Here is a 21,548-nt window from a genome sequence, read left to right as displayed (position 1 = left end):
CGTCGGTTATTTATTGAATTTCAATTTCTTAACATAATCTTCTTTGTTGACTTGACGAGCCCGGGCAACGGATAAGGCTTCCTGTGGTACATTTTGCGTGATGGTTGACCCTGCAGCCACATATGCCCCTTCTCCGATTGTCACAGGTGCAACGAGATTGGAGTTGCAGCCGATGAACACATTATCCTCGATCTTCGTCAAATATTTATTTTTGCCGTCGTAGTTCACGGTAATAGATCCGCAGCCTATATTAACATTCTCCCCAACCTCTGCATCACCGATATAGCTTAGATGGGAGGCTTTGCTTCCTTTGCCGAAAACAGCCTTTTTAATTTCGACAAAATTGCCGATTTTAACGGAATCGTGAATATCCGAATTAGGTCTGACATGAGCGAAAGGCCCGATTTTTACGGCGCTTCCGATCATGCTTTCATGCACGACCGATTGGAAGATTTCCGTTCCATCACCAATTTCACAATTACTGATCTCCGTATTCGGACCTATTAGGCAATCCTGGCCGATCACACTATTACCTTTGATGGATGAACCGGGGTTAATGATCGTGTCCTGACCGATTTGAACGTCGGCTTCAATGAAAGTCGTCAGCGGATCGATGATCGTAACACCATTACGCATATGTAATTCATTGATGCGTTTCCGTAAGATTTGCTCGGCCTGTGATAAAGCCACACGATCATTTACACCTAATGTCTCCTCGAAATCATTGGATTGGAATGCAGTCACTGTTTCGCCTTCTTGCTTTAAAATTTCAATGACATCCGGCAGGTAATATTCCCCTTGGACATTCTCATTGGAAACCTTTTTCAGCGCGCTAAACAATGCTTGGTTATCGAAGCAATATGTACCGGTATTTATTTCCTTAACATATCTTTCTTCATCAGAGGCATCCTTATGCTCGACGATTTTTTCCACAAGTCCGCCTTCACCGCGAAGGACCCTTCCGTAGCCAGTTGGGTTATCTGCATATGCCGTTAAAATGGTTGCTTTCGCCTGACTCCGCTCATGCAATGCAATGAGCTCTTCCATCGTTTCCGCTTTGATCAAAGGCGTATCGCCGCAAATGACAAGGGTCGTACCGCTTTTACCGGATAATGCACTCTCCGCTTGCATGACAGCGTGTGCCGTACCTAATTGCTGATCTTGCAGGGCATACTTGCATAAATCGCCAAGCTGCTCTTGAACTTTTTCTGCTCCATGGCCGATGACTGTTACAATATCTTCTATTTGAAGTTGATTGACATGATCGATAACATGTTGTACCATTGGTTTCCCGCAAACAGGGTGCAAAACCTTATAAAGCTTAGATTTCATCCTAGTACCTTGCCCAGCGGCCAATATAATTGCATAGCGATTACTCATAACAGGCCTCCATTTTCACCTTTTTATCCACTAAAAATATTATCTCAAATAGTGACTCATTTCAAGGCAACAATTAAAAGTACATATTATTGTCAACCGTTTTAACCATTAAAACAACCGAATCGGGGGTATCCATACGGCCAAACCATCGTCCTTTCTGCACCCTGAAACATCTGGAAAAAGGTTGGAGGTCATCGCAGAAAGCCCTCCGCAGCCCATATGCAATCAAGACTCACGCAGGCCGCATCGCATCGGCCATCACCGCCAGCCTGAAACAAAATCAGCTTGCACGAGAATAAGACGAGTCAATAAAAGGTTTGAAAAATAAATCGGTTGGGTATTTAAATATTGCAGGATCAGCACACAAATTCCAACCAAATCGGTTTCACCGGGTAAATGGATGGTTCTTACCCTCACCTCTTCGCATAAACTAAAAAAGAGCACTACTTATGAAGTAGGCTCTAGATGCACGAGTTTACATATTAATGGTAAAGGTAAAGTTGATTAAGAAGCCCCAGCTCCAGCTTCCTCTAGTTCAGTTTCAAGTTCTCCCAATCGATGATATTCTGTCAAGACAGCTTCTTGAATTTTACCGCGTGTCGAGGAATTGATCGGATGAGCGATATCCCGGAATTCTCCATCAGGAGTACGTTTACTTGGCATTGCTACAAATAAACCATTGTTTCCGTCGATTACACGAATATCATGAACCACAAATTCATTATCCAGTGTAATTGATGCGATAGCTCTCATACGACCATCCGTATTCACACGGCGTAATCTTACGTCAGTTACTTCCATTTAAGCTCACCATCCCTTTTTGTTGTTGTTAAAACTTAAAGTACTTATTCAACAAAAAAACGCGAACTCCTTCTATTATCTGTAAGTTTTTTAGAAAATTCAGCCTAGTTTTCAAAAATTATAGAAATTCTCCTGAAATTACGGCAAAATCGTCCATTACATATGTCCCTGAAATAAAAAAACGCCCGTTATTTAACGAGCGCGACCACTTCTATTTCGACCAGTGCATCTTTAGGGAGACGTGCAACCTCTACACATGAACGGGCAGGTTTGTGACTTGAGAAATATTCTCCATATACCTCATTGATCGAAACGAAATCATCCATGCTTTTAATGAAAACAGTAGCTTTAATGACCGTTTCCAAGGATGCTCCCGCTTCTTTCAATACAGCTTGAAGATTCTTGAACACCTGATGCGTCTGTTCCTTGACATCGCCCGTCACCATTTCCCCAGTGGCAGTTAACGGGATTTGTCCTGAGCTAAAAAATAACTTATCGACGATCACGCCTTGCGAATATGGACCGATCGCTGCCGGCGCTTCATTCGTATGTATCGTTTTCATGAAATGATTCCCCCAATCCCTTTTTTAGAAAAATAATTTCCACGGCTGACATTGATTTTTTTATCTCTTTCGACTACCTGTGTCAATTTGATTAAAGATACATAATCCTCGACAAGGCATTCTTCTGTATGCTCCGATTCAACCAGTACTGCAATTCCGGCAACTGTTGCCTTGAATTCATCCAATAAACTGACCATACCATTAATGGTGCCCCCAGCTTTCATGAAATCATCCACTATCAATACATTCGAACCCTCAACCAAACTTCGTTTCGATAGCACCATCGTCTGAATTCTCTTTGAAGAGCCTGAAACATAATTGATGCTCACTGTAGAACCTTCCGTCACTTTGTTGTTCCTTCTTACAATGACGACTGGCACGTTCAAATAATTTGCCACCGCATATGCCAATGATATCCCTTTGGTTGCCATCGTCATGATGACCGAGACGTTACTCCTGGCATACATGGAAGCGATGATCCTTCCAACCTTATTCACGGTTTGCGGATGTCCTAATATATCTGTCATATACAGATAACCGCCAGGAAGAAGCCTTTCGGGACTGGCGATCGTTTCGCATAATTCGTCAATGAAGGCATTGGCTTCGCCTTCCTTAATGGAAACGATATATTTCACGCCGCCTGCCGCACCAGGAACGGTCGTTAAAGATCCGATCCCACGCTGTTCAAAGGTATCCTTGATGATTGTCAAATCTTCACTGATCGAAGATTTTGCCGAACTATACCTTTCAGCAAAATAGGTCAACGAGACTAGTTCCCCTGGATGTTCTAATAAATAATTGGTCATATCGACGAGCCTCTCGCTGCGACGAAATTTCATTGAGACACCCCCTTTGTGAATTCCGAATATTATATAGCAACTATACCACTATTGTACGTTTCTATTCAAGATTGTTTCGATCGCCCAATAAACGTACCGCATAGACCTGATCACAGAATCCCCGCAGTCCGTTATAGATTCTTTGCATCCGCGAGTCATGCTCCACCAAACCAAAGACAGTCGGACCGCTTCCGCTCATCAAGACCGAATCTGCTCCAAATGTTTTCATTTGATCTTTTATATTTGCAACCTCCGGGTATAACTGCAATGTCACTTGCTCGAGAACATTGCCCAACCCACCGCATACATCCTGATAGCTGTTTGCCTTGATAGCGGAGATCATCGCCGGTACATCCGGATGATCCATCTTGGTTATTTGGAGCCTTTTGTATATATCAGCCGTAGATACTCCGATTGTCGGCTTGGCTAAAATGACCCAGCATTTCGGCGGTGCCGGCAGATGCGTGATTTTTTCCCCGCGACCTTTGGCCAGCGCCGTCCCCCCATATACACAAAATGACACATCGGAGCCAATCTCAGCCCCGATTTCCGCAAGCTCATCCATCGTAAGCCCAAGCTTCCACAGTCTATTCAAGCCTCTCAAGGTTGCGGCGGCATCACTGCTTCCACCAGCAAGTCCGGCTGCTACAGGTATATTTTTCTCTATAGTTATAGAAACACCTTTATTGATCCCAAAACGTTCCTTTAGAATTAATGCGGCTTGATAAGCTAAATTCCGATGATCGTCCGGAACGAATCGATTATGGGATAGAATTTGTATATGGTTTCCCTTTATTTCCTTCAGTTCAATTCTATCGGCAAGGTCGACTGTCGTCATGATCATTTCCACCTCATGATACCCGTCAGGCCGTTTGAAAAGCACATCCAAAGCCAAGTTAATCTTAGCCGGGGCTTTTTCCATAAGCTTCAATATGTCCACCTACTTTAACGTTCTTAAAAGTTCTTGTCCTATTCTATCATATTTGTTTATATTCTAAAGGTTTTTTCATCCTAATTTCAATGTATTGAAGCGAAGAGCGGCCCTCAGGAGCGAATGGACACGTGTAAGCAGGCATATGGATGGACAGCATCTCCTGCCCCCCTATTGTCTATATAGCACTTACGATACATAAAAAAGCCAGACTCCTTATCTACAATGTAAGCAAAAATGAATCGTGCTATACATTGTAACAAGAGCCCGGCTTATTAAAAGGTGACAGCATGCTGCAATTTAGTGTTCTGCTTATTCTTTGTTCACCAATTGACGTTGTGCTTTTTCGATGGCAAGCTTCACCATGTTTCCTGCGTCCTTGGCCCGGATTCCTCCCCAGCCTTCCTTCTGGACCACATCGTAAAATCCAAGTTCTTTTGCCAATTCTTCTTTAAGGCCAGCTGACATAATCCCTTTTCTCTTGCTCATGCGAAACGACCCCTTTCACATGCTGTCACATGCCTAGTGTTTGCATCATACGCTATTTTACACCTTTAAAATTGTCCCTTTTGTCTCCAAAACAAAAAGCAGCAAACATGCGTTCGCTGCCTCCTCTAAGTTACATCTCTTGTTGTTTGTTTAAAAATGTTAGTTCTACGGTTTCCGTTAAAACATCCGCATAGCTGTAAGATACTCTTTCAAACGCATTTTCATCTTGGTCGAGCTCAATTACAAAAACAGCCGGATAAGTTTCCGCCAAAATTCCAAAACGTTCTACAGTCTTTCTTCTTCCACCATTTGCTTTTAAGAGCAATCTTTTACCCAGGTTTGAATCAAGTGCAGTTTTAATATCAGCTAGAGTTTTTGGCATTTTCGGTCCACCTCACTAAGTTAAGTATATCACAATTTACAAATATACGCAAACAAAATAATAAATTATATCAGCACTTAAAAATGTAGTCAATATATTTTTACCTGAAATCCGGCATAATCGAGAACAATTTTATTATATCCTGGGAAATGAAAAATTATGTAAACGAACTATTACGTTATTCAATCAGCCGAATTTTCGTAATTAAAACAGTACCTCTTGTCGACATTTCTCAAAATAACAGGTTTCTCAGGAGGATATCCGAATCCTGATACGATGGAAGCAAGCTGCATTCTTTTAAAAATGCAGCTCATTCATTCTTCCTGAAATGGCTTGAATGGCAGTCCGGTCCGTAATACCCCTCTTGTTTCTATCCCGCCTAGCCCCTTCTCGCCAGTTAATGTATTCCTTAGCACATCCCAAACATGAATATTCTCTGTGTAAGAAGAGAAACTCAATTTCCCGACAATATACACGGGATCAAGAGCATGAATGTTGACACGCGAGGGAGAGCTTGCAAAATTCGCCCCAGCTTGGATAAGGGATTCAAAATGAGATTGACATGCCCCCGCAAATATAATCAACTGGTCTAGATGTGAAACCTTCTTTCTTGCCTCCCTGACTGTCTGGACAAAGTCCCTTGAGTGTCGGTAAGCATTAATATCGGACATCGGCCCTTTTGATTTTGAATACGCATCATGACCGGTGACAACAAGGATATCCGGTCTGTAATGGTCCAGCAGCCCCCCGATCCTTTGAGGCATTTCCTTTTCATTGCAATAGACACCATTGACCGGGATACCGAATTTTTGGTATAGATCGAGGCATTTCCTTAAGTAAGAAGCATCTCCATCAACATGGAGGACCCTGCCTGGTATTTGAAAGTATTCACCGCTATATCGATAGCCATTGCTGGATTGATAGCCGTTCTTTTGCTGCTGCAGCTCAAGATCCTGTGTTAATAAGCGGTAAGATTGCTCCTGAAGTACCTCATTCGACCTTTGACGATCATTTCTTTCATGATCATTAATGATCATTAAATCTTGAAAAGGTGCATCTGCGATCAGCCGGATATCTTCCCCATAAAGGACCGCTTCACGTCTTCCGGAAATCTCGCGGATATCGATTACCCGGAACAGCACGTCGCATTTATAGGAAACCCGACCGACAATATCGTTAATTTGAATATTCATGGCCCCACCCCATGAGAAGACTTATTTTCAGCCCGCCCTAGTTTATTTTCTTTCTTAAGTTATGCAAGCCAATCTTGAATGGTGAAAGGTGGGGATGGACCATCTTCATCGTCACGTTCCAATCACACGGGCCACCGCCCTAAATAAAAAAACCGGAAGCCGGGAGTGATCCCGTTCCGGTTTCCGATTTCCTTATTTGAAGTTTGGCAGCAGAGCATCGCTCAAACGGCCAAATTCTTCAATGCTCAATGTTTCACCACGCCTGGACGGTTCGACTCCCGATGCTTCAAGAGCAGCCAGTATGAGTTCCTTTTTCGTTTTTCCATCCTGCAACTGGCTCGTTAAGTTGTTCAAGATCGTTTTCCGGCGCTGTGCGAAGCTGGCCCTCGTGACAACGAAGAAGAAATCTTCATCAAGGACCTCAACAATAGGCTTAACCCGCTTAGTAAGACGGATTACAGCTGAATCGACATTAGGCTGAGGCATGAATACCGTCTTGGGAACGATCATCACGGTCTCCGCTTCCGTATAATATTGAATTGCTATCGATAAGGAACCATATTCCTTTGTACCAGGTTTGGCCGCAATTCGATCGGCTACTTCCTTTTGCAGCATGCACACAATGCCCCTGATCGGAAGATTCTCGGACAATAGCTTTAAAATAATTGGAGTCGTCACATAGTACGGCAGGTTTGCAACAACCATCAAATCTGGGAAGCCAGCGAATTCTTCCTCGACGACCCGCTTGACGTCTGCCTTTAAAACATCCCCATGAATGATGTTCACATTGTCATAAGGGGAAAGTGTATCCGATAGGATCGGCAGCAAACGCTGATCAATTTCGAATGCCGCAACCTTTTTACTGCTTTTCGCAAGTTGTTCGGTCAATGCGCCAATACCCGGACCGATTTCGATGGCTCCGCTTTCCTCTGTCAAATTGGCATGATCGACAATTCGCTTCAAGATATTCGTATCGATTAAAAAGTTTTGGCCTAAGCTCTTTTTGAAGGAGAAGCCGTATTTTTTCAGTATTTCCTTCGTCCTGACGGGGGTTGCAATATCCTTATTCATGGTTTTCCTCCTGATTGATCTGTACCATTGCTTCAGTAAAAGCTTCGGTTGATATTTGGAACATTTTCAGCCGCTTATATAACTGCTTTCCATTCGTGAATCCTATTTTCAAAATGGTTCCAAGTCTTTCCCTTCGTTCTTTGGCGCCGGGACCTCCTATTAAACCTGCATCTATTAGATCCTGCTGTGAAATTTCTTCTGAAGCTTCTTCATCCATTAGTTGCGCATCCTTCAAAGCATTGCGGATCGCTTCAGGGGATGCATGCTCCACACCGATTCCCCTGCCTGACTTGGGGAGGGCTTCCTTCTTGGATAAAAAGGCGTGTTTACACCCCTTTACCTGCTCTGAGATGATATTCCTGATCTTTTGACCGGGAAAATCAGGATCAGTAAAAATGATTGCACCTCTGGTCTTTTGTGCAAGCCTGACCTGCTCAATACATGATTCATCCACAGCCGATCCGTTCGTCTCTATTGTATCGGCATTAACAGCCCTTTTTATCGCCACCGTATCGTCCTTGCCTTCTACAACGATGATTTCTTTAATTTTTTTCATGTTATCCTCCATACAGAAAAGCGCAAGCGCTTTGGATCGCTATCGCTACATGCATCCGGTTCACGGCACCGTTCATGACATTATCTCTCTTACGATTTTTTGATTCGTCTTTCTTATTAAAACAGTTTTACATGAGGTTTTTCAACAAATGGAAAATAAAACGTCAAAAAACAGGAGACGAATTCATCTCCTGCGAGAGAAACCTTATTAGTCCAATACGCGAATCTTGACTCTTTTTACGCCCCAGCGGTAGGCATCATTTTTTGAGGAAAAGAAAACATCGATCTTATTCCCCTTGATTGCGCCGCCTTTGTCAGCTGCCACTGCATAGCCATAGCCCTCTACATACACCTTCGAGCCTAGGGGAATGACGCTTGGGTCTACAGCAATGATTTTCGCACCGGGATTGCTCTTGAGGTTAACGCCTGTGGACGTGACTCCTGAACAGCCTTTGCAACTCGCTGTATAGGCTGTTGATGAAACGTATATTTCTTTCCCGTTTGGCGCACTGACGTTAGTTACGCCCCGTGATGCTTGGGCGACCGTCGTTTTCGTTCCTACCGTTACGATTTTATCCTGCTTTTCATTGACGACTTTTTCTGACAGTAAATCCCTTTTGACCTCTTTGCCATTTTCTTTCACGACTTCATACTTCCTGGAAATGAGTCCGTCTTTTCCCTCTTTGACAATCTTCTCTTTCCCTTTTGATAAGGAGTCATCTTTTTTGGTAATGACAGCAAAGTCAACTGGTTCTTCCACTACATCGGTGACTTTTTCAATTCGAATTACGTTTACCGTATTCTTGGCTTCGACTTTCTCGGCCAGTTCTGGTTCAACTCGATCCAAATCATTGAGTTTTACTCCTTGTTGCTTTAAAAAGTCAGCGACAGTAGTCGAAGTTGACCACACCTGTTTCTCGTCACCACCCACCACTAATTTCAGTGGAAAGGCCTTGTCTATGGCAACTTCCATATTCTTCTTTAGCTTCGTATCCTTTGCGGGCGTGATCTTATCCTGTTCCTTCACAGCCGTATCTTGTTCTTGTAAGAATTCGCCCACCGTATCGGCGGTCGACCATACTTCCTCTGTTTTTCCATCCTGATTCATGACGATTTTTTGTGCCGGCTTGTAGACAACCTCCAAATTATCGCCCACTTTGCTCTCTCCTGATGGATGGACATAGTCTGCGGCTTGAACGGTAATCTCTAAATCTTTCAACATATCATTTACAGTAGCTGCGTGTGTCCGCACTACCTCTTTTTTTCCGTCTAGCATGATCGTGACTGTATGCTTCGTTCCATGATGGATTAGTAATCCCAATGCTGCGGAAACAAGAATTGCACTGCAAATGACAATGGCCATTCTCTTCTTTCCAAGCGGTTTGGGGATAAGGTTTTTCATAGTTTCTAATAGAATGAAAAACTCCTCCTTCCTCCCGGTGATTATATAGACTTAGTTATCAAGCTGTCAACCCATTCACTTCTCATTCAGGAAATTACTACCTATTATGCATAGTCCTGAATAAAAAGGAAAGGGCGACTTCTCGACATAATAAGCCTATAAGGGCAGTGAGATTTGTTGAAAATTTAAAAATTGCGATTTTCGCTAGCGAAACCCGCTGGAAATTGTCAAAAAACCTGTCAGTTAATGCCGAATAATTTCTTGGCATTTTCCGTCGTCGCCTTGGAAATCTCCTCTATCGATAGCTGTTTGATTTCCGCGATTTGTTCCGCAACCAGCTTCACATAAGAGGGTTCATTACGTTTCCCCCTAAAAGGATGAGGCGCCAGATAAGGACAATCCGTTTCAATCAATAAACGGTCTAAAGGAACGGCAGCTGCTACTTCTTTTGGTTTTTTGGCATTCTTGAAGGTCACGGGACCACCCAATGAAATATGGAAATTCATATCAACGCATTCCAAGGCCGTTTCCGCACTGCCACTAAAGCAATGCATGATGCCGCCCACACTTGAAGCCTCTTCCTCCTTCAAGATACTCACGATATCCGCCGTCGCCTCGCGATTATGGATGATGATGGGCAGCCTCACCTTTTTCGCCAAGCGGATTTGCTTCCTGAATACCTCCTTTTGGACATCCTTGGGTGATTTATCCCAATGATAATCTAGCCCCATTTCTCCAATTGCCACTACTTTGGGATGATTGGATAGCTCCTCGATCCATTGTAAGTCATCTTCGGTCATATCTATTGCATCGACAGGGTGCCATCCGACTGCTGCATACATGAAATCATGCGTTTCTACCAATTCCATCGCCCTTTTAATAGTCGGCCTGTCAAAGCCAACCACCACCATATTCATCACTCCTGCTTCCTTGGCTCTTGCGATGACTTCCTCAAGATCTTCGTTGAATTGTTCCGCATTTACATGAACATGTGTATCAAATAACATTATTTTTCTTCCTTTCTAAACTATTTTATTTATGAATGAATGTATTATGTTTCACAATTAAATAACAAAAAGATTACAGCTGGTGAATATATCCCTCATCAATTTTTCCAAAACGATAAAGAAAAAAACATAAAAATGTTTCATATGAAACACCTTTATGTTTTTCAAGGGTTTACTTCACCTTTGAACCATTTGGAATCGACGAATCGATTGTAGCGACAGAAAGCTTGCCTTCCTGACTGCCAGCCAAGATCATTCCTTGGGAAAGCTCGCCACGAAGCTTAACAGGCTTTAAATTCGTCACGCAAATTACTTTTTTACCTACTAAATCTTCAGGTTTATAGTGCTTTGCAATACCCGATACGACTTGTCGTTTTTCATAGCCTAAATCAAGCTGCAGCTTAAGAAGCTTATCCGCCTTTTTCACGGGCTCCACTTCAATGACTTGGGCAACACGGAGCTCCACTTTCGTAAAATCATCTATCGTGATTTCATCAACCTCCGGAATGGCTTCTTCCGTTTTTTCGGGCTCCTTTGAGGCACCGCCCTGCATTTGCTCTTTAATATATGAAACTTCCTCTTCCATGTCCAAACGAGGGAATATCGGTTCGCCCTTCAACACTTTCGTTCCAGCAGGGATTTGACCGAACTCCTCCAAGCTATCCCATGAAGTCAGCACTTCATCGTTGATGCTAAGCTGGGCAAATATCTTTTCCGGCGTCTGCGTCAAGAAAGGCTTCAAAAGGATCGCTGTCCTGCGTAATGATTCCGCTAAATGGACCATGACACTCGCAAGTTCTTCTTTTCTTGCTTCGTCTTTGGCGAGCATCCATGGCTGTGTCTCATCGATGAATTTGTTCGTTCTGCTTACAAGCTGCCAAATGGACGTCAGTGCAACTGAAAACTCCATGTTCTCCATCGCTTCCTCATACTTGGCCACCGTATCCTGATTCATTTCCAACAAGGCTTTTTCAAATTCACGATCAGATCCTTGATAGCTTGGAATCACGCCATCAAAATACTTATTGACCATTGCCACGGTCCGATTTAATAAGTTCCCTAAGTCATTTGCCAGGTCGAAATTGATCCGTTCCACAAACCCCTCAGGAGTGAATACGCCGTCAGAGCCAAATGGAACCTCACGCAATAGGTAATAGCGCAGGGAATCCAACCCGTATCGATCAATCAAGGTAACGGGATCGACCACATTCCCTTTTGATTTAGACATCTTGCCATCTTTCATGAGGAGCCAGCCATGGGCAAAGACTTTCTTAGGCAGCGGGACATCAAGTGCCATCAGCATGATTGGCCAGTATATGGTATGGAAACGAACGATTTCCTTTCCGACAAGATGTACATCTGCAGGCCAATAATTCAAATACTTGGAATCATTATCCGTTCCATAACCTAAAGCCGTTATATAATTGGTCAAGGCGTCAATCCATACATAAATGACGTGCTTTGGATCGCCCGGTACCTTGATTCCCCAATCGAACGTAGTGCGCGAAACAGCCAGATCTTCTAGACCAGGTTTGATGAAGTTATTAATCATTTCGTTTTTACGGGATTCTGGTTGGATGAAATCCGGATTTTCCTCGTAGAACTTCAATAATCGATCGGCATATTTACTCATCTTGAAGAAATATGATTCTTCTTTCACTTTTTCAACAGGTCTGCCGCAGTCCGGACAGTTTCCATTGCTTTCCTCTACCTGACGTTCCGTGAAGAAGGATTCACAAGGTGTACAATACCAACCTTCATATTGGTCCAAGTAAATATCACCCTGATCAAGCAGCCTTTTGAATATTTTGGCTACAACCGCAGAATGACGGTCCTCCGTCGTCCGAATGAAATCATCATAAGAAATATCAAGCTTTTCCCATAGCTCTTTAATCCCTGTTACGATATTATCCACGTATTGCTGTGGTGTGATTCCTTCTTCAGCGGCTTTACGCTGGATTTTTTGACCATGTTCATCAGTCCCAGTCAAATACATGACATCGAAGCCCCGCATCCTTTTATAGCGGGCCATGGCATCACCTGCCACTGTCGTATACGCATGCCCTATATGTAAATTACCGCTTGGATAATAAATGGGTGTCGTGATATAAAATGTTTTTAGTTTATCTTGCACTTCGTTCCCTCCTCATCTTTTGAAAAAAACGGCTATGCGACTTGTCAAAGCCATGAAACTATATTAAAAGCTATTATTTCTATTTTAACGCTATATGCGATTCTGCGCGACAATAATCACAAATCAAATCATCATGACATTGGAATGGGAATCGAATCAATTCAGGAGGCAACTTCCTTTTTGTCAGCATTACCTCTTACCTCCCCAAAATATACCTAAAAATCATATTTTGTGCAACAAATCACATATTGTAAATTATTAAATTATCCTCAATTGAGAACTTATGCATTGAAACTATTTTGCATTTAATCATATAATATATAAGTCTTTTGTCGAATTGTGGTGACATGCGCATTTATATGAATCAAGGTCATATATAAATGCCCAAAAGAAAATCCATTTTTCGCTAATGAAATGCCTTTTTGAACCACGGAAATGCAGTCATGCTCTTTTCTTACAAAAAAATGAAAATAAATCATTGACGGATATGGGAATGGCTGGTATTATAAATTTATAAAAAAATTTGTCGAATAATGGCGAAAAAAATAGAAATAGGGTACTAGATTGTAATCTGAGAGGAGAAATTCTAAAATGAAATCTACAGGTATTGTTCGTAAAGTTGATGAATTAGGCCGGGTCGTTATTCCAATCGAGCTTCGTCGTACATTGGGAATCGCTGAGAAAGACGCTCTTGAAATCTACGTTGATGACGAGCGCATCATCTTGAAAAAATACAAACCAAACATGACTTGCCAAGTTACAGGTGAAGTTTCCGATAACAACCTTACACTTGCAAACGGTAAATTGATTCTTAGCCGTGAGGGTGCTGAATTGCTTATCCAAGAAATTCAACAAAATTTCACGACTTCTAAATAATGCTATACTAAAAAAACTTCCGGGATACGGAAGTTTTTTTATGTTCATTTATCTTCACCATCGATGTGATACGCTTGATATACATCACGTTTTTGAATATCGCGATCCTTCGCGACTTGCTTGATGGCGTCCTTTGAAGTGTATTGCTCGGCTTCAATATAATGATTGACATGCCCGATTAAATCAAGTTCCGACCACCAGGCCTCTGAAGCCTCGTCTTCCGGCGATTGCCCGCCTTCGATTATTAAACAGAACTCACCGCGGATTTCGGTCTCCGTTGCCCACGTCAACGCTTCACTTATCGTCCCCCGAATGAATTCTTCGAATTTCTTGGTTAATTCACGGCATAATACAATGTTCCGCTCACCTAGGATTTCCTGCATATGTTTCAACGTTTCCTTTAAGCGGTGCGGAGATTCATAAATGATCCATGTCGATTCCAGCTTTTTTAACTTTTCCAGTTCCCGCTTCTTTTCTTTAGTTCCGCGCTGTAAAAATCCGTAAAAGTAAAAGGGCTGCGGCGTGAGTCCTGATGCAATCAATGCCGTTAATGCAGCATTTGCACCTGGCAGCGGAATGACCTTGAACCGCTCAGCTATTGCATCCTTGACCAGTTCGTATCCGGGGTCAGAAATAGTCGGTAAACCGGCATCGCTTACCAAAGCGATGACCTCTCCCGACCTCAGCCTCTCCAACATCTGCTTCCCGCTATATTCCTTATTGTGTTCATGGTAGCTGACGATAGGTGTCGAAATTTCAAAGTAATTGCATAATTTCTTCGTATTACGGGTGTCCTCGGCAGCAATGACATTCGCTTCCTTTAAGATCCTTAATGCACGAAAGCTCATATCCTCAAGGTTCCCTATCGGTGTAGGGACCAGATAAAGGGCCGGCTCCAATCCTTCTTTTTCAAAACTCTTCTGCTGCCACATATCAAATATCCTCCTTTGCCATCCACATTTGTTTTTGCTTTCTTGTTAATTGCTTGAATTTATATTCAGCCTGCATGGCCAATGTCTGTGTTTCGAATATTTCATGATGAATCAGTTCAACCGGGGTGCGTCCACGCGTATACTTTGCCCCCTTGCCGTGATTATGGGCAGCAACCCTTCGCTCCAGGTCATTTGTATATCCGGCATAATAGCTGCCGTCGCTGCACCTTAAAACATAAAAATAATGATCATTCGTCTCCATATAAAATCCTTCTGATCTCCGGATTATACTCATTTTCGTCATTATATACAACGAGCGGAGGCAAAATCTTCAAATCAGGGCTCCCATCCTTAATCCCCTCGATAAGAATCGTATTGGCTTCCTTTGAGCTTTTTGGATATACGAACTGAAGACGTTTCGGTTCGATCCTGTACATTCTCATGTAATGCAGGATATCCATCAGGCGGCCCGGACGATGAACAAAAGCGGCCTTTCCTCCTTGACGCAGCAGTTGACTGGATACGCGCATGACGTCTTCAAGATTACACATGATCTCATGCCTGGCAATGGCAAAATGCTCATTTTTATTTATTTCCTCGATGGACGGCGTGGGGAAATAAGGGGGATTGCAAGTAACCACGTCATATTTGCTATAGCCGATCTGTTCCGGCATGTCTTTGATGTCCCCATGGATCATCTCGATCCGGGAGGATAAGCCATTATGGTCCATGCTTCTCAGGGCCATGTCAAATAACCGCTCTTGGATTTCGACACCCGTAATTGCCGCTTTTGTCCTTATGCTCAGCAGTAAAGGTACGACGCCATTCCCTGAGCAAAGGTCGACAATTTTCCCTTTTTGAATCGGGACATTCACGAACCTAGATAATAGCACGGCATCCAGTGAAAAAGAGAACACCGATGGGCTTTGGATGATCCTTAAGTTCTCAGCCAAAAGATAATCGAGGCGTTCATCGCCTTTAAGTTCCACCATTGCTGTCATCCTCCTAATTATGTATGGAAAAAGCATGACCAGGATCCATGCTTCGTCATTCATCTCGTACAAAAAGGGGCCTGACTCATAGTATGCGTCAGACCCCGAATCACTATATATTGTAAACGGTCTATCTATCACTTTAAAAGAGATGGAGCATTCTTTTATATTATTCCATTATCACTTCTTGTTTAAAAACGATAAACAGAACAGGCAATCGCCTTCTTTTCGTAAACTGCCAAAATGCAGATTACAAATATGGAAGCCCTCTTGATAGATACGGGCTAAGTTATCATAGCCTTCCCCGATATCCATAACCTTGTCCGCACTAGCGGTGCGATTTTTCACTTTTTGCTTCAGCTTCACCGCAGCAGGGGCAGTTTCGGTTTCCGCAAGTCCTAACCGATGACGCAAGTGCTCGTTTTCCAGCTTGAGCGACTGGTTTTCCTCAAGGATTTCAGCCAGGTTCTGCTTCAATTCCCCAAGCTGTTTATATAATTGACCTATCTGGGTTTCCATATTGGTCACCGACTCAAAAATAGCTTTCTTATCCACGCTCTCCCACCACCTTAATAATCTGTGGCTTGAATAGAAACGGCTCCCTCTTTTAGAATCTCATCTAGAGTATACTCTAATACTCTTTCCTGCTCGATTAGTTCAATCTGAAGTACGCGTTCTAGAATATTAAGCCCCACTACCTTGCCTTTGCCACCAGGCGTATTAATCATTTCACCTAAATCAGGAAGCATTTCCTTCGCACTTTCATACTCGTCATTTTCATATTTCAGACAGCACATCAATCGACCGCATAATCCTGAGATTTTTGTAGGGTTCAATGATAAATTTTGATCCTTCGCCATTTTGATGGAAACCGGTTCAAAATCGCCAAGAAATGTGGAGCAGCAAAGCATCCTGCCACAAGGCCCGATGCCACCAAGCATCTTGGCTTCATCCCTAACCCCAATTTGGCGCAGTTCTATCCTAGTTCTGAATATAGCAGCCAAATCTTTGACTAAATCACGGAAATCGACGCGGCCATCCGCTGTAAAATAAAACACGACTTTATTTCTGTCGAACGTATAGGAAACATCGACTAGCTTCATATCCAGCTTATGCTCAATGACCTTCTTACAGCATATTGAGTAGGCCTCTTCTGCAGCAGCCTTATTCTCATCGACTATTAGCTTATCTTTCGCATCAGCTACCCGAAGTACTTTTTTCAACGGCAGGACAACATCGTTTTCATCTACTTGCTTACGGGCTGTAACAACTTTACCGAATTCAACGCCGCGGACAGTCTCCACTATTACAAAATCGTCCTTAGGAATAGCGAATTCACCCGGATCAAAGTAGTATATTTTGCCCGCTTTTTTGAAACGGACACCTACAACATCATACAAATCATGATCCCTCCTGCAAATTCAGCACAAGCTGTTCCATCAACAGCTGTGGATTCGTGTTGGACATCAGCTTCCTTTTCGCTTCCAAAATATACGCCATATGCTCGGCAAGACGTCTTGAGGAAAGATGAAGAGCGTGAGTTTCAAATTCCTTCAGTTTATTTTGAAAGACAACAAGGTGCTTTTTATCCAACTGAATGTATAATAAATCCTTATATATAAGAAGTAACAAATCAAGACCTCTGTCAACCTGTTCTCTTTCTTTGAAGTGTGTGAACCAATCCGTTTGAAGGTACAATAATCCCTTCAAGGAATTAAGTTTTAACACTTCATACAATTTTACCACTATTTTTTGAGCTTGTACAAACCATTCATCACGGCTAAGCTCGATTCCCGCTTCCACATTCTGTGTTATATGGGCAATGACCGAGGCGAGCTGCGGCTCCAGCTCCTGCTCCATCAGCTTTCGTTTTACATTCTCCGGGGATAATGGCTTGAACGAAATCACTTGGCATCTCGATAATATTGTCGGCAGGATTCTCTGAATCTGTTCGGTCATTAGTATCGCCACGGTATCGGCCGAGGGTTCCTCCAAGAATTTCAATAAACTGTTGGCGGCGCTCACCGACATTTTGTCCGCATCGGCGATCATATAAACCTTGCGATCTGCCTCTACGCTCTTTTTCGAGAATTCTTCTTGTAGCCCCTTGATTTGTTCCTTCTTGATGGAAAGTCCATCTTTTTCAATTAGATGGACGTCCGGATGGTTCCCGCTTGATATCCGTTTGCAATTCCGGCATGTTTCGCATGGCTCGTAACCTGCCTTAGGGGCTTCACAAAGTAAGCTTTTGGCAAAGACATTGCTGATATCCTGTTTACCTGTGCCTTTTTCCCCTTCAAATAAATACGCATGGGCCACCCTGTCCTTCATTATGCTATTCTGCAGCATGGTCATTACCTGCGGCTGGATTCGGCTCATATCCTGCCATGTTTTATCCAAAATGATCAACTCACTTAAGTATATAGATTAATCAAAAGGCCTTTAATCTCACCTATCATTTCCAATATTTCCAGCGAGCTTTTCTCTTTATTGAGAATTTCCTCACTTAACTCAACTAATCTTGCATCTATCGTTTCCACGGTTTTCAATGGCCGGCTTTGACCATATTGGTTCCAGCTCGTGGATTGCTTCAGCTCCAATCCATATTCAACCGCTTCTTTGACGAATCGTTTAACCAAAGCTTTATATTTTGCCAATTCCCTAAAAGTACGTGACCGAACTAAACGCTGGCCCGCCCCTTCAATATCGCCCATGAGGCGATTCAGGGTTTGGATTTGCATTTTTTGGTCCTGTGTCTGGACCATTTGCTGAAATCTTCCATTTGCAGTCTGAAACTGTTTGGCATCTTGGCGTGCCTTATCCAGCTTAATTGGGATATCATGGTTGATTTTCATTATGAACCTCCATGCATTGGCCCATCAAAACTGTAAAAAGTTTTCAACAGGCAAAATAAATATGGTCGCTCCGCCTACTTGTATCTCAACTGGGTAAGGCACATACGACTCGGCATTGCCGCCCATCGGGGAAACCGGTGATACTAGTTGGGAGCGTGACTGGCAATTCTGCTTGATGATCTGAATGGCCTGATCGACACGCTCATCCTCCGTACCGATCATGAAAGTCGTATTACCCGACTTTAAAAACCCGCCGGTGCTGGCAAGCTTGGTCGTTCCGAAATTATTTTCCACTAATTCATTAAGCAGCCGATGGCTATCTTTGTCTTGAACGACAGCAATAATCATTTTCATCCTTATCACCCTCCGGTTACCCTGAATATTTTCTACCTCTATTATATCAAGTAGTCTGTGACTGGAATAGTATTCCGTTGATTAATCTGGTAACGTTTATCGTTACCTTCCCGATTCTTCCAAGAGTTTCAATAAACCAGCTTTCGTTTCTTCATACACTTCTTCGATTGACTGTCCTGCATCCACGATGATGAATCGCTCTTTCCATCTATTAATGATGAGCTGATAGCCTTCGCATACCTTTTTATGGAAATCGAGCGCTTCAAGGTCGAGCCTATTCACTTCGCGTTCACCGTTGGACTGGATGCGCCTCAGCCCCTCTTCCGGATCTATATCGAAAAAGAACGTGGCGTCGGGCATCACGCCTCCGATTGCGAATTTATTGATACTGTAAACCTCTTCTATATCCAAGCCCCTTGCATGGCCCTGATAGGCCAAGGAGCTATCGATAAATCGGTCACATAGGACAATGCCGCCACGGTCAAGCTCCGGCATGACCACTTCCACTAAATGCTGACGCCTTGCCGCTGCATATAATAAAGCCTCAGTACGCGGGTCCATGGCTGTATTGCTCTTATTAAGAATGACTTCCCTGATTTGCTCTGAAATGGGAACCCCGCCTGGTTCACGCGTTAACAGGACTTGATAGCCTTCTTCTTGCAGAGCCTTGCCAAGCATTTGGGTAATTGTCGTTTTCCCTGCACCCTCGGGCCCTTCCATTGTTATAAAAATGCCACGCTTCATTGATGTACCTCCAAGGTTCTTTGTTTGTAGTATATCATTTTAACCTGATTGTCCGCTTTCATAAACGATTAATTCTCCATTTGAAAGGGAGGAGCCGCCATGAAACCTCGCTCCTAGTGCCTGCAGCCCCTTCAAGCTTGATACATGCTCAGCCGTAATCATTTCCCCGGACATAATCAAAGGGATTCCCGGCGGGTACGGAATGACCATCTCGGCTGATACCCTCCCTATTGATTTACTTAACGCAACCAAAATCTTTTTTTTCTTCTTCATTAACGAGTATGACATTTCGAGACCTGCCATTGACCTTCCTCCAAGCTGACGGTCCGCTTGAATGGATTTGCCGTTGCCTGTTCGGCCGGCGGTCGCGTTATTTATATTATGAATGATTTCATGAAAAGGAAAATCTGCCCGCTTCTTCAATAAAGGTAAAATCAGCAGCAAATTATCAGGGTCGGCCAATTCTGTATATATCCCCTCTGCTTCACATAACTGCTGCAGCTCAAACCCGCTTAAACCCTTTTTCGACTGGATGACAACCTTCAATGGATCGTAAAAAATGCCCTTGGGCGCCTCCAAAACTTGGATTGATTTTAAGGAGGCCAATCCTTCCCTGAACAAGTCAATATTTCTTTTCAGCTCTTTTTTATCATCTTGGGTGAAAGAGGCCAGGTAGGCCCTAGCTAAGTCAAGCGAGCCCATGATGGGGTAGGAGGGGCTGCTTGACTGGAGCATTTGTAAATAGAAGGATACCCGTTCGGCATCAATGTGAGCTGATTGAAGGTGCAGGTAGGACCCCATGGTCATGGCCGGCAATGTTTTATGAGCAGAATGGACAACTGCATCTGCTCCTGCCAAAATGGCCGTAGCCGGAAAAGGATCTCCTAACTGAAAGTGAGCGCCATGTGCCTCATCAACAAGCACCGGAATCCCCCTTTTGTGGGCAAGCTTTACCATTTTGCCCATATCCTCTCCCAGACCATAATAATTCGGATAAGTTAAAACGACAGCCTTTGCATCTCGATGGACGCGTAAGGCCTCTTCCAGCAGTTTTGGTGATATGCCGCCTGCAATTCCCCATTCCTCATAAAAAACCGGTTGCAGAAATATTGGCTTTACATTGGCTAACATCAAGCCGTGTAAAATCGACTTATGGCAATTCCTTTGGACCAGCACCTTATCTCCTTCGCGGCATGATGCAAGGATCATAGCCATGTTGCCAACCGTTGAGCCATTGACCAGGAAATAACTCTTCTTTGCTCCATATAAATCGGCAAGCAGCTGTTCGGCCTCCAAAATTGCTCCCTCGGGAGCATGGAGGTCATCTAAACCATTTAGCTCCGTAGCATCGATACCGAGCAGGCGGTTGTATAATGCTTGTCCTTTTTCACTAAATACTCGCCCACCCTTATGTCCGGGGACATGGAGGGAAATTGGTTTATTTTCATGAAAAGTACTCATTGCATCAAACAATGGTGTCTGTAATTGATTCATTTAATATCTTCCTTCAAATCATATTATTTTCTCATTTTATCAAATAAGTTCAAAATTATCTCCTCTGGCACCAAATCACCTTTTCTGCTAAAGTATTATAAAAAGAGTCAGAGAATGAAGAAACACCCTTTTTCTTCATACTCTGACTCTTCATCTTTCCATTTCCTTTTATGAAAATATTTCAGGATTGGTGATTTTCCTTAGTTGCTTTAAGTAATATTTATACCTCGGATCATTTGTATCGGTGCCGATCATATCCCTTTCGCATTCCTCACAAATGAAAGTCGTGTATACGTGAATTCCCATTCCTTTTACTTGTTCACAAACCACGCACGTTTCCCCTGCCGTCGTTTTGGTTGTTGTTGTCCCCAACATCTCCACCTCCATACCTGCATTCTCCCCAAAAACCAACGTTCACATACATCGAGTTAAATAGTTTAGGAGAACCAGGGCTGCTTTTAACAATGTATGATGGAGATTTTCAATACGTGTATGTCTCTATATAAAAGTTTCCATAATTGCTTAATCGTTGTGATCAGATGTTTTTCCATGAA

General features: G+C 43.1%; 25 protein-coding genes. 1 reads left to right on the top strand and 24 read right to left on the bottom strand.

Annotated features, from left to right (window positions below; translation table 11 throughout):
* Window positions 1-6: 6 nt before the first annotated feature.
* The 13 genes from glmU to metG form a co-directional block, all read right to left on the bottom strand.
* Window positions 7-1,380 carry a bifunctional UDP-N-acetylglucosamine diphosphorylase/glucosamine-1-phosphate N-acetyltransferase GlmU gene (glmU, locus tag QNI08_RS21060; protein WP_285769314.1) on the bottom strand — a complete coding sequence of 458 codons (1,374 nt, stop codon included), beginning with the start codon at window positions 1,378-1,380 and terminating at the stop codon, window positions 7-9.
* Between the two features lie 504 nt (window positions 1,381-1,884).
* The gene (gene spoVG / locus QNI08_RS21055) at window positions 1,885-2,181 is read right to left on the bottom strand and encodes a septation regulator SpoVG (RefSeq protein WP_034316332.1); all 297 of its coding nucleotides are present in this window, start codon (window positions 2,179-2,181) and stop codon (window positions 1,885-1,887) included.
* A gap of 188 nt (window positions 2,182-2,369) precedes the next feature.
* Window positions 2,370-2,744 (bottom strand): RidA family protein, encoded by a 375-nt coding sequence (locus tag QNI08_RS21050; protein WP_285769313.1) that lies wholly within the window; start codon window positions 2,742-2,744, stop codon window positions 2,370-2,372.
* A complete protein-coding gene (gene purR / locus QNI08_RS21045) occupies window positions 2,741-3,583 on the bottom strand; it encodes a pur operon repressor (protein ID WP_285769312.1) in 843 nt (280 codons plus the stop codon). The genes QNI08_RS21050 and purR overlap by 4 nt, the downstream gene beginning before the upstream one ends.
* A 61-nt stretch (window positions 3,584-3,644) precedes the next feature.
* The gene (ispE, locus tag QNI08_RS21040; protein WP_285769311.1) at window positions 3,645-4,514 is read right to left on the bottom strand and encodes a 4-(cytidine 5'-diphospho)-2-C-methyl-D-erythritol kinase; all 870 of its coding nucleotides are present in this window, start codon (window positions 4,512-4,514) and stop codon (window positions 3,645-3,647) included.
* A 312-nt stretch (window positions 4,515-4,826) separates the two neighbouring features.
* Window positions 4,827-5,003 carry a protein sspF gene (locus tag QNI08_RS21035; protein WP_285769310.1) on the bottom strand — a complete coding sequence of 59 codons (177 nt, stop codon included), beginning with the start codon at window positions 5,001-5,003 and terminating at the stop codon, window positions 4,827-4,829.
* A gap of 130 nt (window positions 5,004-5,133) precedes the next feature.
* Complete coding sequence (gene veg, locus QNI08_RS21030; protein WP_061144036.1) at window positions 5,134-5,385, bottom strand: biofilm formation stimulator Veg; 252 nt, start codon at window positions 5,383-5,385, stop codon at window positions 5,134-5,136.
* 314 nt (window positions 5,386-5,699) lie between these two features.
* Complete coding sequence (gene yabG, locus QNI08_RS21025) at window positions 5,700-6,578, bottom strand: sporulation peptidase YabG (RefSeq protein ID WP_285769309.1); 879 nt, start codon at window positions 6,576-6,578, stop codon at window positions 5,700-5,702.
* A gap of 192 nt (window positions 6,579-6,770) precedes the next feature.
* Window positions 6,771-7,649, bottom strand: coding sequence for a 16S rRNA (adenine(1518)-N(6)/adenine(1519)-N(6))-dimethyltransferase RsmA (rsmA, locus tag QNI08_RS21020; RefSeq protein ID WP_285769308.1), 879 nt, complete (start codon window positions 7,647-7,649; stop codon window positions 6,771-6,773).
* Window positions 7,642-8,205, bottom strand: coding sequence for a ribonuclease M5 (gene rnmV, locus QNI08_RS21015; RefSeq protein ID WP_285769307.1), 564 nt, complete (start codon window positions 8,203-8,205; stop codon window positions 7,642-7,644). Before rnmV ends, rsmA begins: the two co-directional genes overlap by 8 nt.
* 207 nt (window positions 8,206-8,412) lie before the next feature.
* Window positions 8,413-9,606, bottom strand: a complete 1,194-nt coding sequence (locus tag QNI08_RS21010; RefSeq protein ID WP_483313804.1) for a ubiquitin-like domain-containing protein — start codon at window positions 9,604-9,606, stop codon at window positions 8,413-8,415.
* Between the two features lie 239 nt (window positions 9,607-9,845).
* Entirely contained in the window at window positions 9,846-10,613 is a 768-nt protein-coding gene (locus tag QNI08_RS21005; protein WP_285769305.1) for a TatD family hydrolase, read from the bottom strand.
* Between the two features lie 172 nt (window positions 10,614-10,785).
* The gene (metG, locus tag QNI08_RS21000) at window positions 10,786-12,747 is read right to left on the bottom strand and encodes a methionine--tRNA ligase (protein WP_285769304.1); all 1,962 of its coding nucleotides are present in this window, start codon (window positions 12,745-12,747) and stop codon (window positions 10,786-10,788) included.
* A gap of 591 nt (window positions 12,748-13,338) precedes the next feature.
* On the opposite strand from metG, the gene QNI08_RS20995 reads away from it, so the two are divergent.
* Entirely contained in the window at window positions 13,339-13,623 is a 285-nt protein-coding gene (locus tag QNI08_RS20995; protein ID WP_057915383.1) for a transition state genes transcriptional regulator AbrB, read from the top strand.
* A 44-nt stretch (window positions 13,624-13,667) separates the two neighbouring features.
* Here QNI08_RS20995 and rsmI read toward each other — a convergent pair whose 3' ends face one another.
* The 11 genes from rsmI to QNI08_RS20940 all read right to left on the bottom strand — a co-directional run bounded on the left by rsmI (window position 13,668) and on the right by QNI08_RS20940 (window position 21,381).
* Window positions 13,668-14,555, bottom strand: a complete 888-nt coding sequence (rsmI, locus tag QNI08_RS20990) for a 16S rRNA (cytidine(1402)-2'-O)-methyltransferase (RefSeq protein WP_285769303.1) — start codon at window positions 14,553-14,555, stop codon at window positions 13,668-13,670.
* Window position 14,556: 1 nt separating this feature from the next.
* On the bottom strand, window positions 14,557-14,817 hold the full coding sequence (locus tag QNI08_RS20985) for a GIY-YIG nuclease family protein (RefSeq protein WP_285769302.1): 261 nt from the start codon (window positions 14,815-14,817) through the stop codon (window positions 14,557-14,559).
* On the bottom strand, window positions 14,804-15,547 hold the full coding sequence (locus QNI08_RS20980; protein ID WP_285769301.1) for a tRNA1(Val) (adenine(37)-N6)-methyltransferase: 744 nt from the start codon (window positions 15,545-15,547) through the stop codon (window positions 14,804-14,806). The genes QNI08_RS20985 and QNI08_RS20980 overlap by 14 nt, the downstream gene beginning before the upstream one ends.
* 180 nt (window positions 15,548-15,727) lie before the next feature.
* A complete protein-coding gene (gene yabA, locus QNI08_RS20975) occupies window positions 15,728-16,102 on the bottom strand; it encodes a DNA replication initiation control protein YabA (RefSeq protein WP_285769300.1) in 375 nt (124 codons plus the stop codon).
* A 14-nt stretch (window positions 16,103-16,116) separates the two neighbouring features.
* On the bottom strand, window positions 16,117-16,947 hold the full coding sequence (ricT, locus tag QNI08_RS20970) for a competence/sporulation regulator complex protein RicT (RefSeq protein WP_285769299.1): 831 nt from the start codon (window positions 16,945-16,947) through the stop codon (window positions 16,117-16,119).
* Between the two features lies 1 nt (window position 16,948).
* Window positions 16,949-17,947, bottom strand: coding sequence for a DNA polymerase III subunit delta' (holB, locus tag QNI08_RS20965; protein WP_285769298.1), 999 nt, complete (start codon window positions 17,945-17,947; stop codon window positions 16,949-16,951).
* Window positions 17,948-17,961: 14 nt separating this feature from the next.
* Complete coding sequence (locus tag QNI08_RS20960; RefSeq protein WP_285769297.1) at window positions 17,962-18,402, bottom strand: YaaR family protein; 441 nt, start codon at window positions 18,400-18,402, stop codon at window positions 17,962-17,964.
* A gap of 24 nt (window positions 18,403-18,426) precedes the next feature.
* Entirely contained in the window at window positions 18,427-18,756 is a 330-nt protein-coding gene (locus tag QNI08_RS20955; RefSeq protein WP_061144049.1) for a cyclic-di-AMP receptor, read from the bottom strand.
* A 102-nt stretch (window positions 18,757-18,858) separates the two neighbouring features.
* Complete coding sequence (gene tmk / locus QNI08_RS20950; RefSeq protein ID WP_285769296.1) at window positions 18,859-19,500, bottom strand: dTMP kinase; 642 nt, start codon at window positions 19,498-19,500, stop codon at window positions 18,859-18,861.
* Window positions 19,501-19,539: 39 nt separating this feature from the next.
* Window positions 19,540-20,994: an aminotransferase class I/II-fold pyridoxal phosphate-dependent enzyme gene (locus QNI08_RS20945; protein WP_285769295.1), complete on the bottom strand. Its 1,455-nt coding sequence runs from the start codon at window positions 20,992-20,994 to the stop codon at window positions 19,540-19,542.
* Between the two features lie 168 nt (window positions 20,995-21,162).
* Complete coding sequence (locus QNI08_RS20940) at window positions 21,163-21,381, bottom strand: sigma factor G inhibitor Gin (protein WP_285769294.1); 219 nt, start codon at window positions 21,379-21,381, stop codon at window positions 21,163-21,165.
* Window positions 21,382-21,548: the final 167 nt, after the last annotated feature.

Source organism: Peribacillus folii (genome assembly GCF_030271255.1).
Classification (GTDB): domain Bacteria; phylum Bacillota; class Bacilli; order Bacillales; family DSM-1321; genus Peribacillus.
The sequence above is the reverse complement of the archived record's forward strand: the minus strand, read 5'-3'. Positions and strand labels throughout refer to the sequence as shown.

What these genes read in the sequence shown, in the direction of transcription:
- glmU (WP_285769314.1), bottom strand. Translation starts at nt 1,380, where the DNA reads ATGAGTAATCGCTATGCAATTATATTGGCCGCTGGGCAAGGTACTAGG.
- spoVG (WP_034316332.1), bottom strand. Translation starts at nt 2,181, where the DNA reads ATGGAAGTAACTGACGTAAGATTACGCCGTGTGAATACGGATGGTCGT.
- QNI08_RS21050 (WP_285769313.1), bottom strand. Translation starts at nt 2,744, where the DNA reads ATGAAAACGATACATACGAATGAAGCGCCGGCAGCGATCGGTCCATAT.
- purR (WP_285769312.1), bottom strand. Translation starts at nt 3,583, where the DNA reads ATGAAATTTCGTCGCAGCGAGAGGCTCGTCGATATGACCAATTATTTA.
- QNI08_RS21035 (WP_285769310.1), bottom strand. Translation starts at nt 5,003, where the DNA reads ATGAGCAAGAGAAAAGGGATTATGTCAGCTGGCCTTAAAGAAGAATTG.
- veg (WP_061144036.1), bottom strand. Translation starts at nt 5,385, where the DNA reads ATGCCAAAAACTCTAGCTGATATTAAAACTGCACTTGATTCAAACCTG.
- yabG (WP_285769309.1), bottom strand. Translation starts at nt 6,578, where the DNA reads ATGAATATTCAAATTAACGATATTGTCGGTCGGGTTTCCTATAAATGC.
- rsmA (WP_285769308.1), bottom strand. Translation starts at nt 7,649, where the DNA reads ATGAATAAGGATATTGCAACCCCCGTCAGGACGAAGGAAATACTGAAA.
- rnmV (WP_285769307.1), bottom strand. Translation starts at nt 8,205, where the DNA reads ATGAAAAAAATTAAAGAAATCATCGTTGTAGAAGGCAAGGACGATACG.
- QNI08_RS21010 (WP_483313804.1), bottom strand. Translation starts at nt 9,606, where the DNA reads ATGAAAAACCTTATCCCCAAACCGCTTGGAAAGAAGAGAATGGCCATT.
- QNI08_RS21005 (WP_285769305.1), bottom strand. Translation starts at nt 10,613, where the DNA reads ATGTTATTTGATACACATGTTCATGTAAATGCGGAACAATTCAACGAA.
- QNI08_RS20995 (WP_057915383.1), top strand. Translation starts at nt 13,339, where the DNA reads ATGAAATCTACAGGTATTGTTCGTAAAGTTGATGAATTAGGCCGGGTC.
- rsmI (WP_285769303.1), bottom strand. Translation starts at nt 14,555, where the DNA reads ATGTGGCAGCAGAAGAGTTTTGAAAAAGAAGGATTGGAGCCGGCCCTT.
- QNI08_RS20985 (WP_285769302.1), bottom strand. Translation starts at nt 14,817, where the DNA reads ATGGAGACGAATGATCATTATTTTTATGTTTTAAGGTGCAGCGACGGC.
- QNI08_RS20980 (WP_285769301.1), bottom strand. Translation starts at nt 15,547, where the DNA reads ATGGTGGAACTTAAAGGCGATGAACGCCTCGATTATCTTTTGGCTGAG.
- QNI08_RS20960 (WP_285769297.1), bottom strand. Translation starts at nt 18,402, where the DNA reads ATGAAAATCAACCATGATATCCCAATTAAGCTGGATAAGGCACGCCAA.
- QNI08_RS20955 (WP_061144049.1), bottom strand. Translation starts at nt 18,756, where the DNA reads ATGAAAATGATTATTGCTGTCGTTCAAGACAAAGATAGCCATCGGCTG.
- tmk (WP_285769296.1), bottom strand. Translation starts at nt 19,500, where the DNA reads ATGAAGCGTGGCATTTTTATAACAATGGAAGGGCCCGAGGGTGCAGGG.
- QNI08_RS20945 (WP_285769295.1), bottom strand. Translation starts at nt 20,994, where the DNA reads ATGAATCAATTACAGACACCATTGTTTGATGCAATGAGTACTTTTCAT.
- QNI08_RS20940 (WP_285769294.1), bottom strand. Translation starts at nt 21,381, where the DNA reads ATGGAGGTGGAGATGTTGGGGACAACAACAACCAAAACGACGGCAGGG.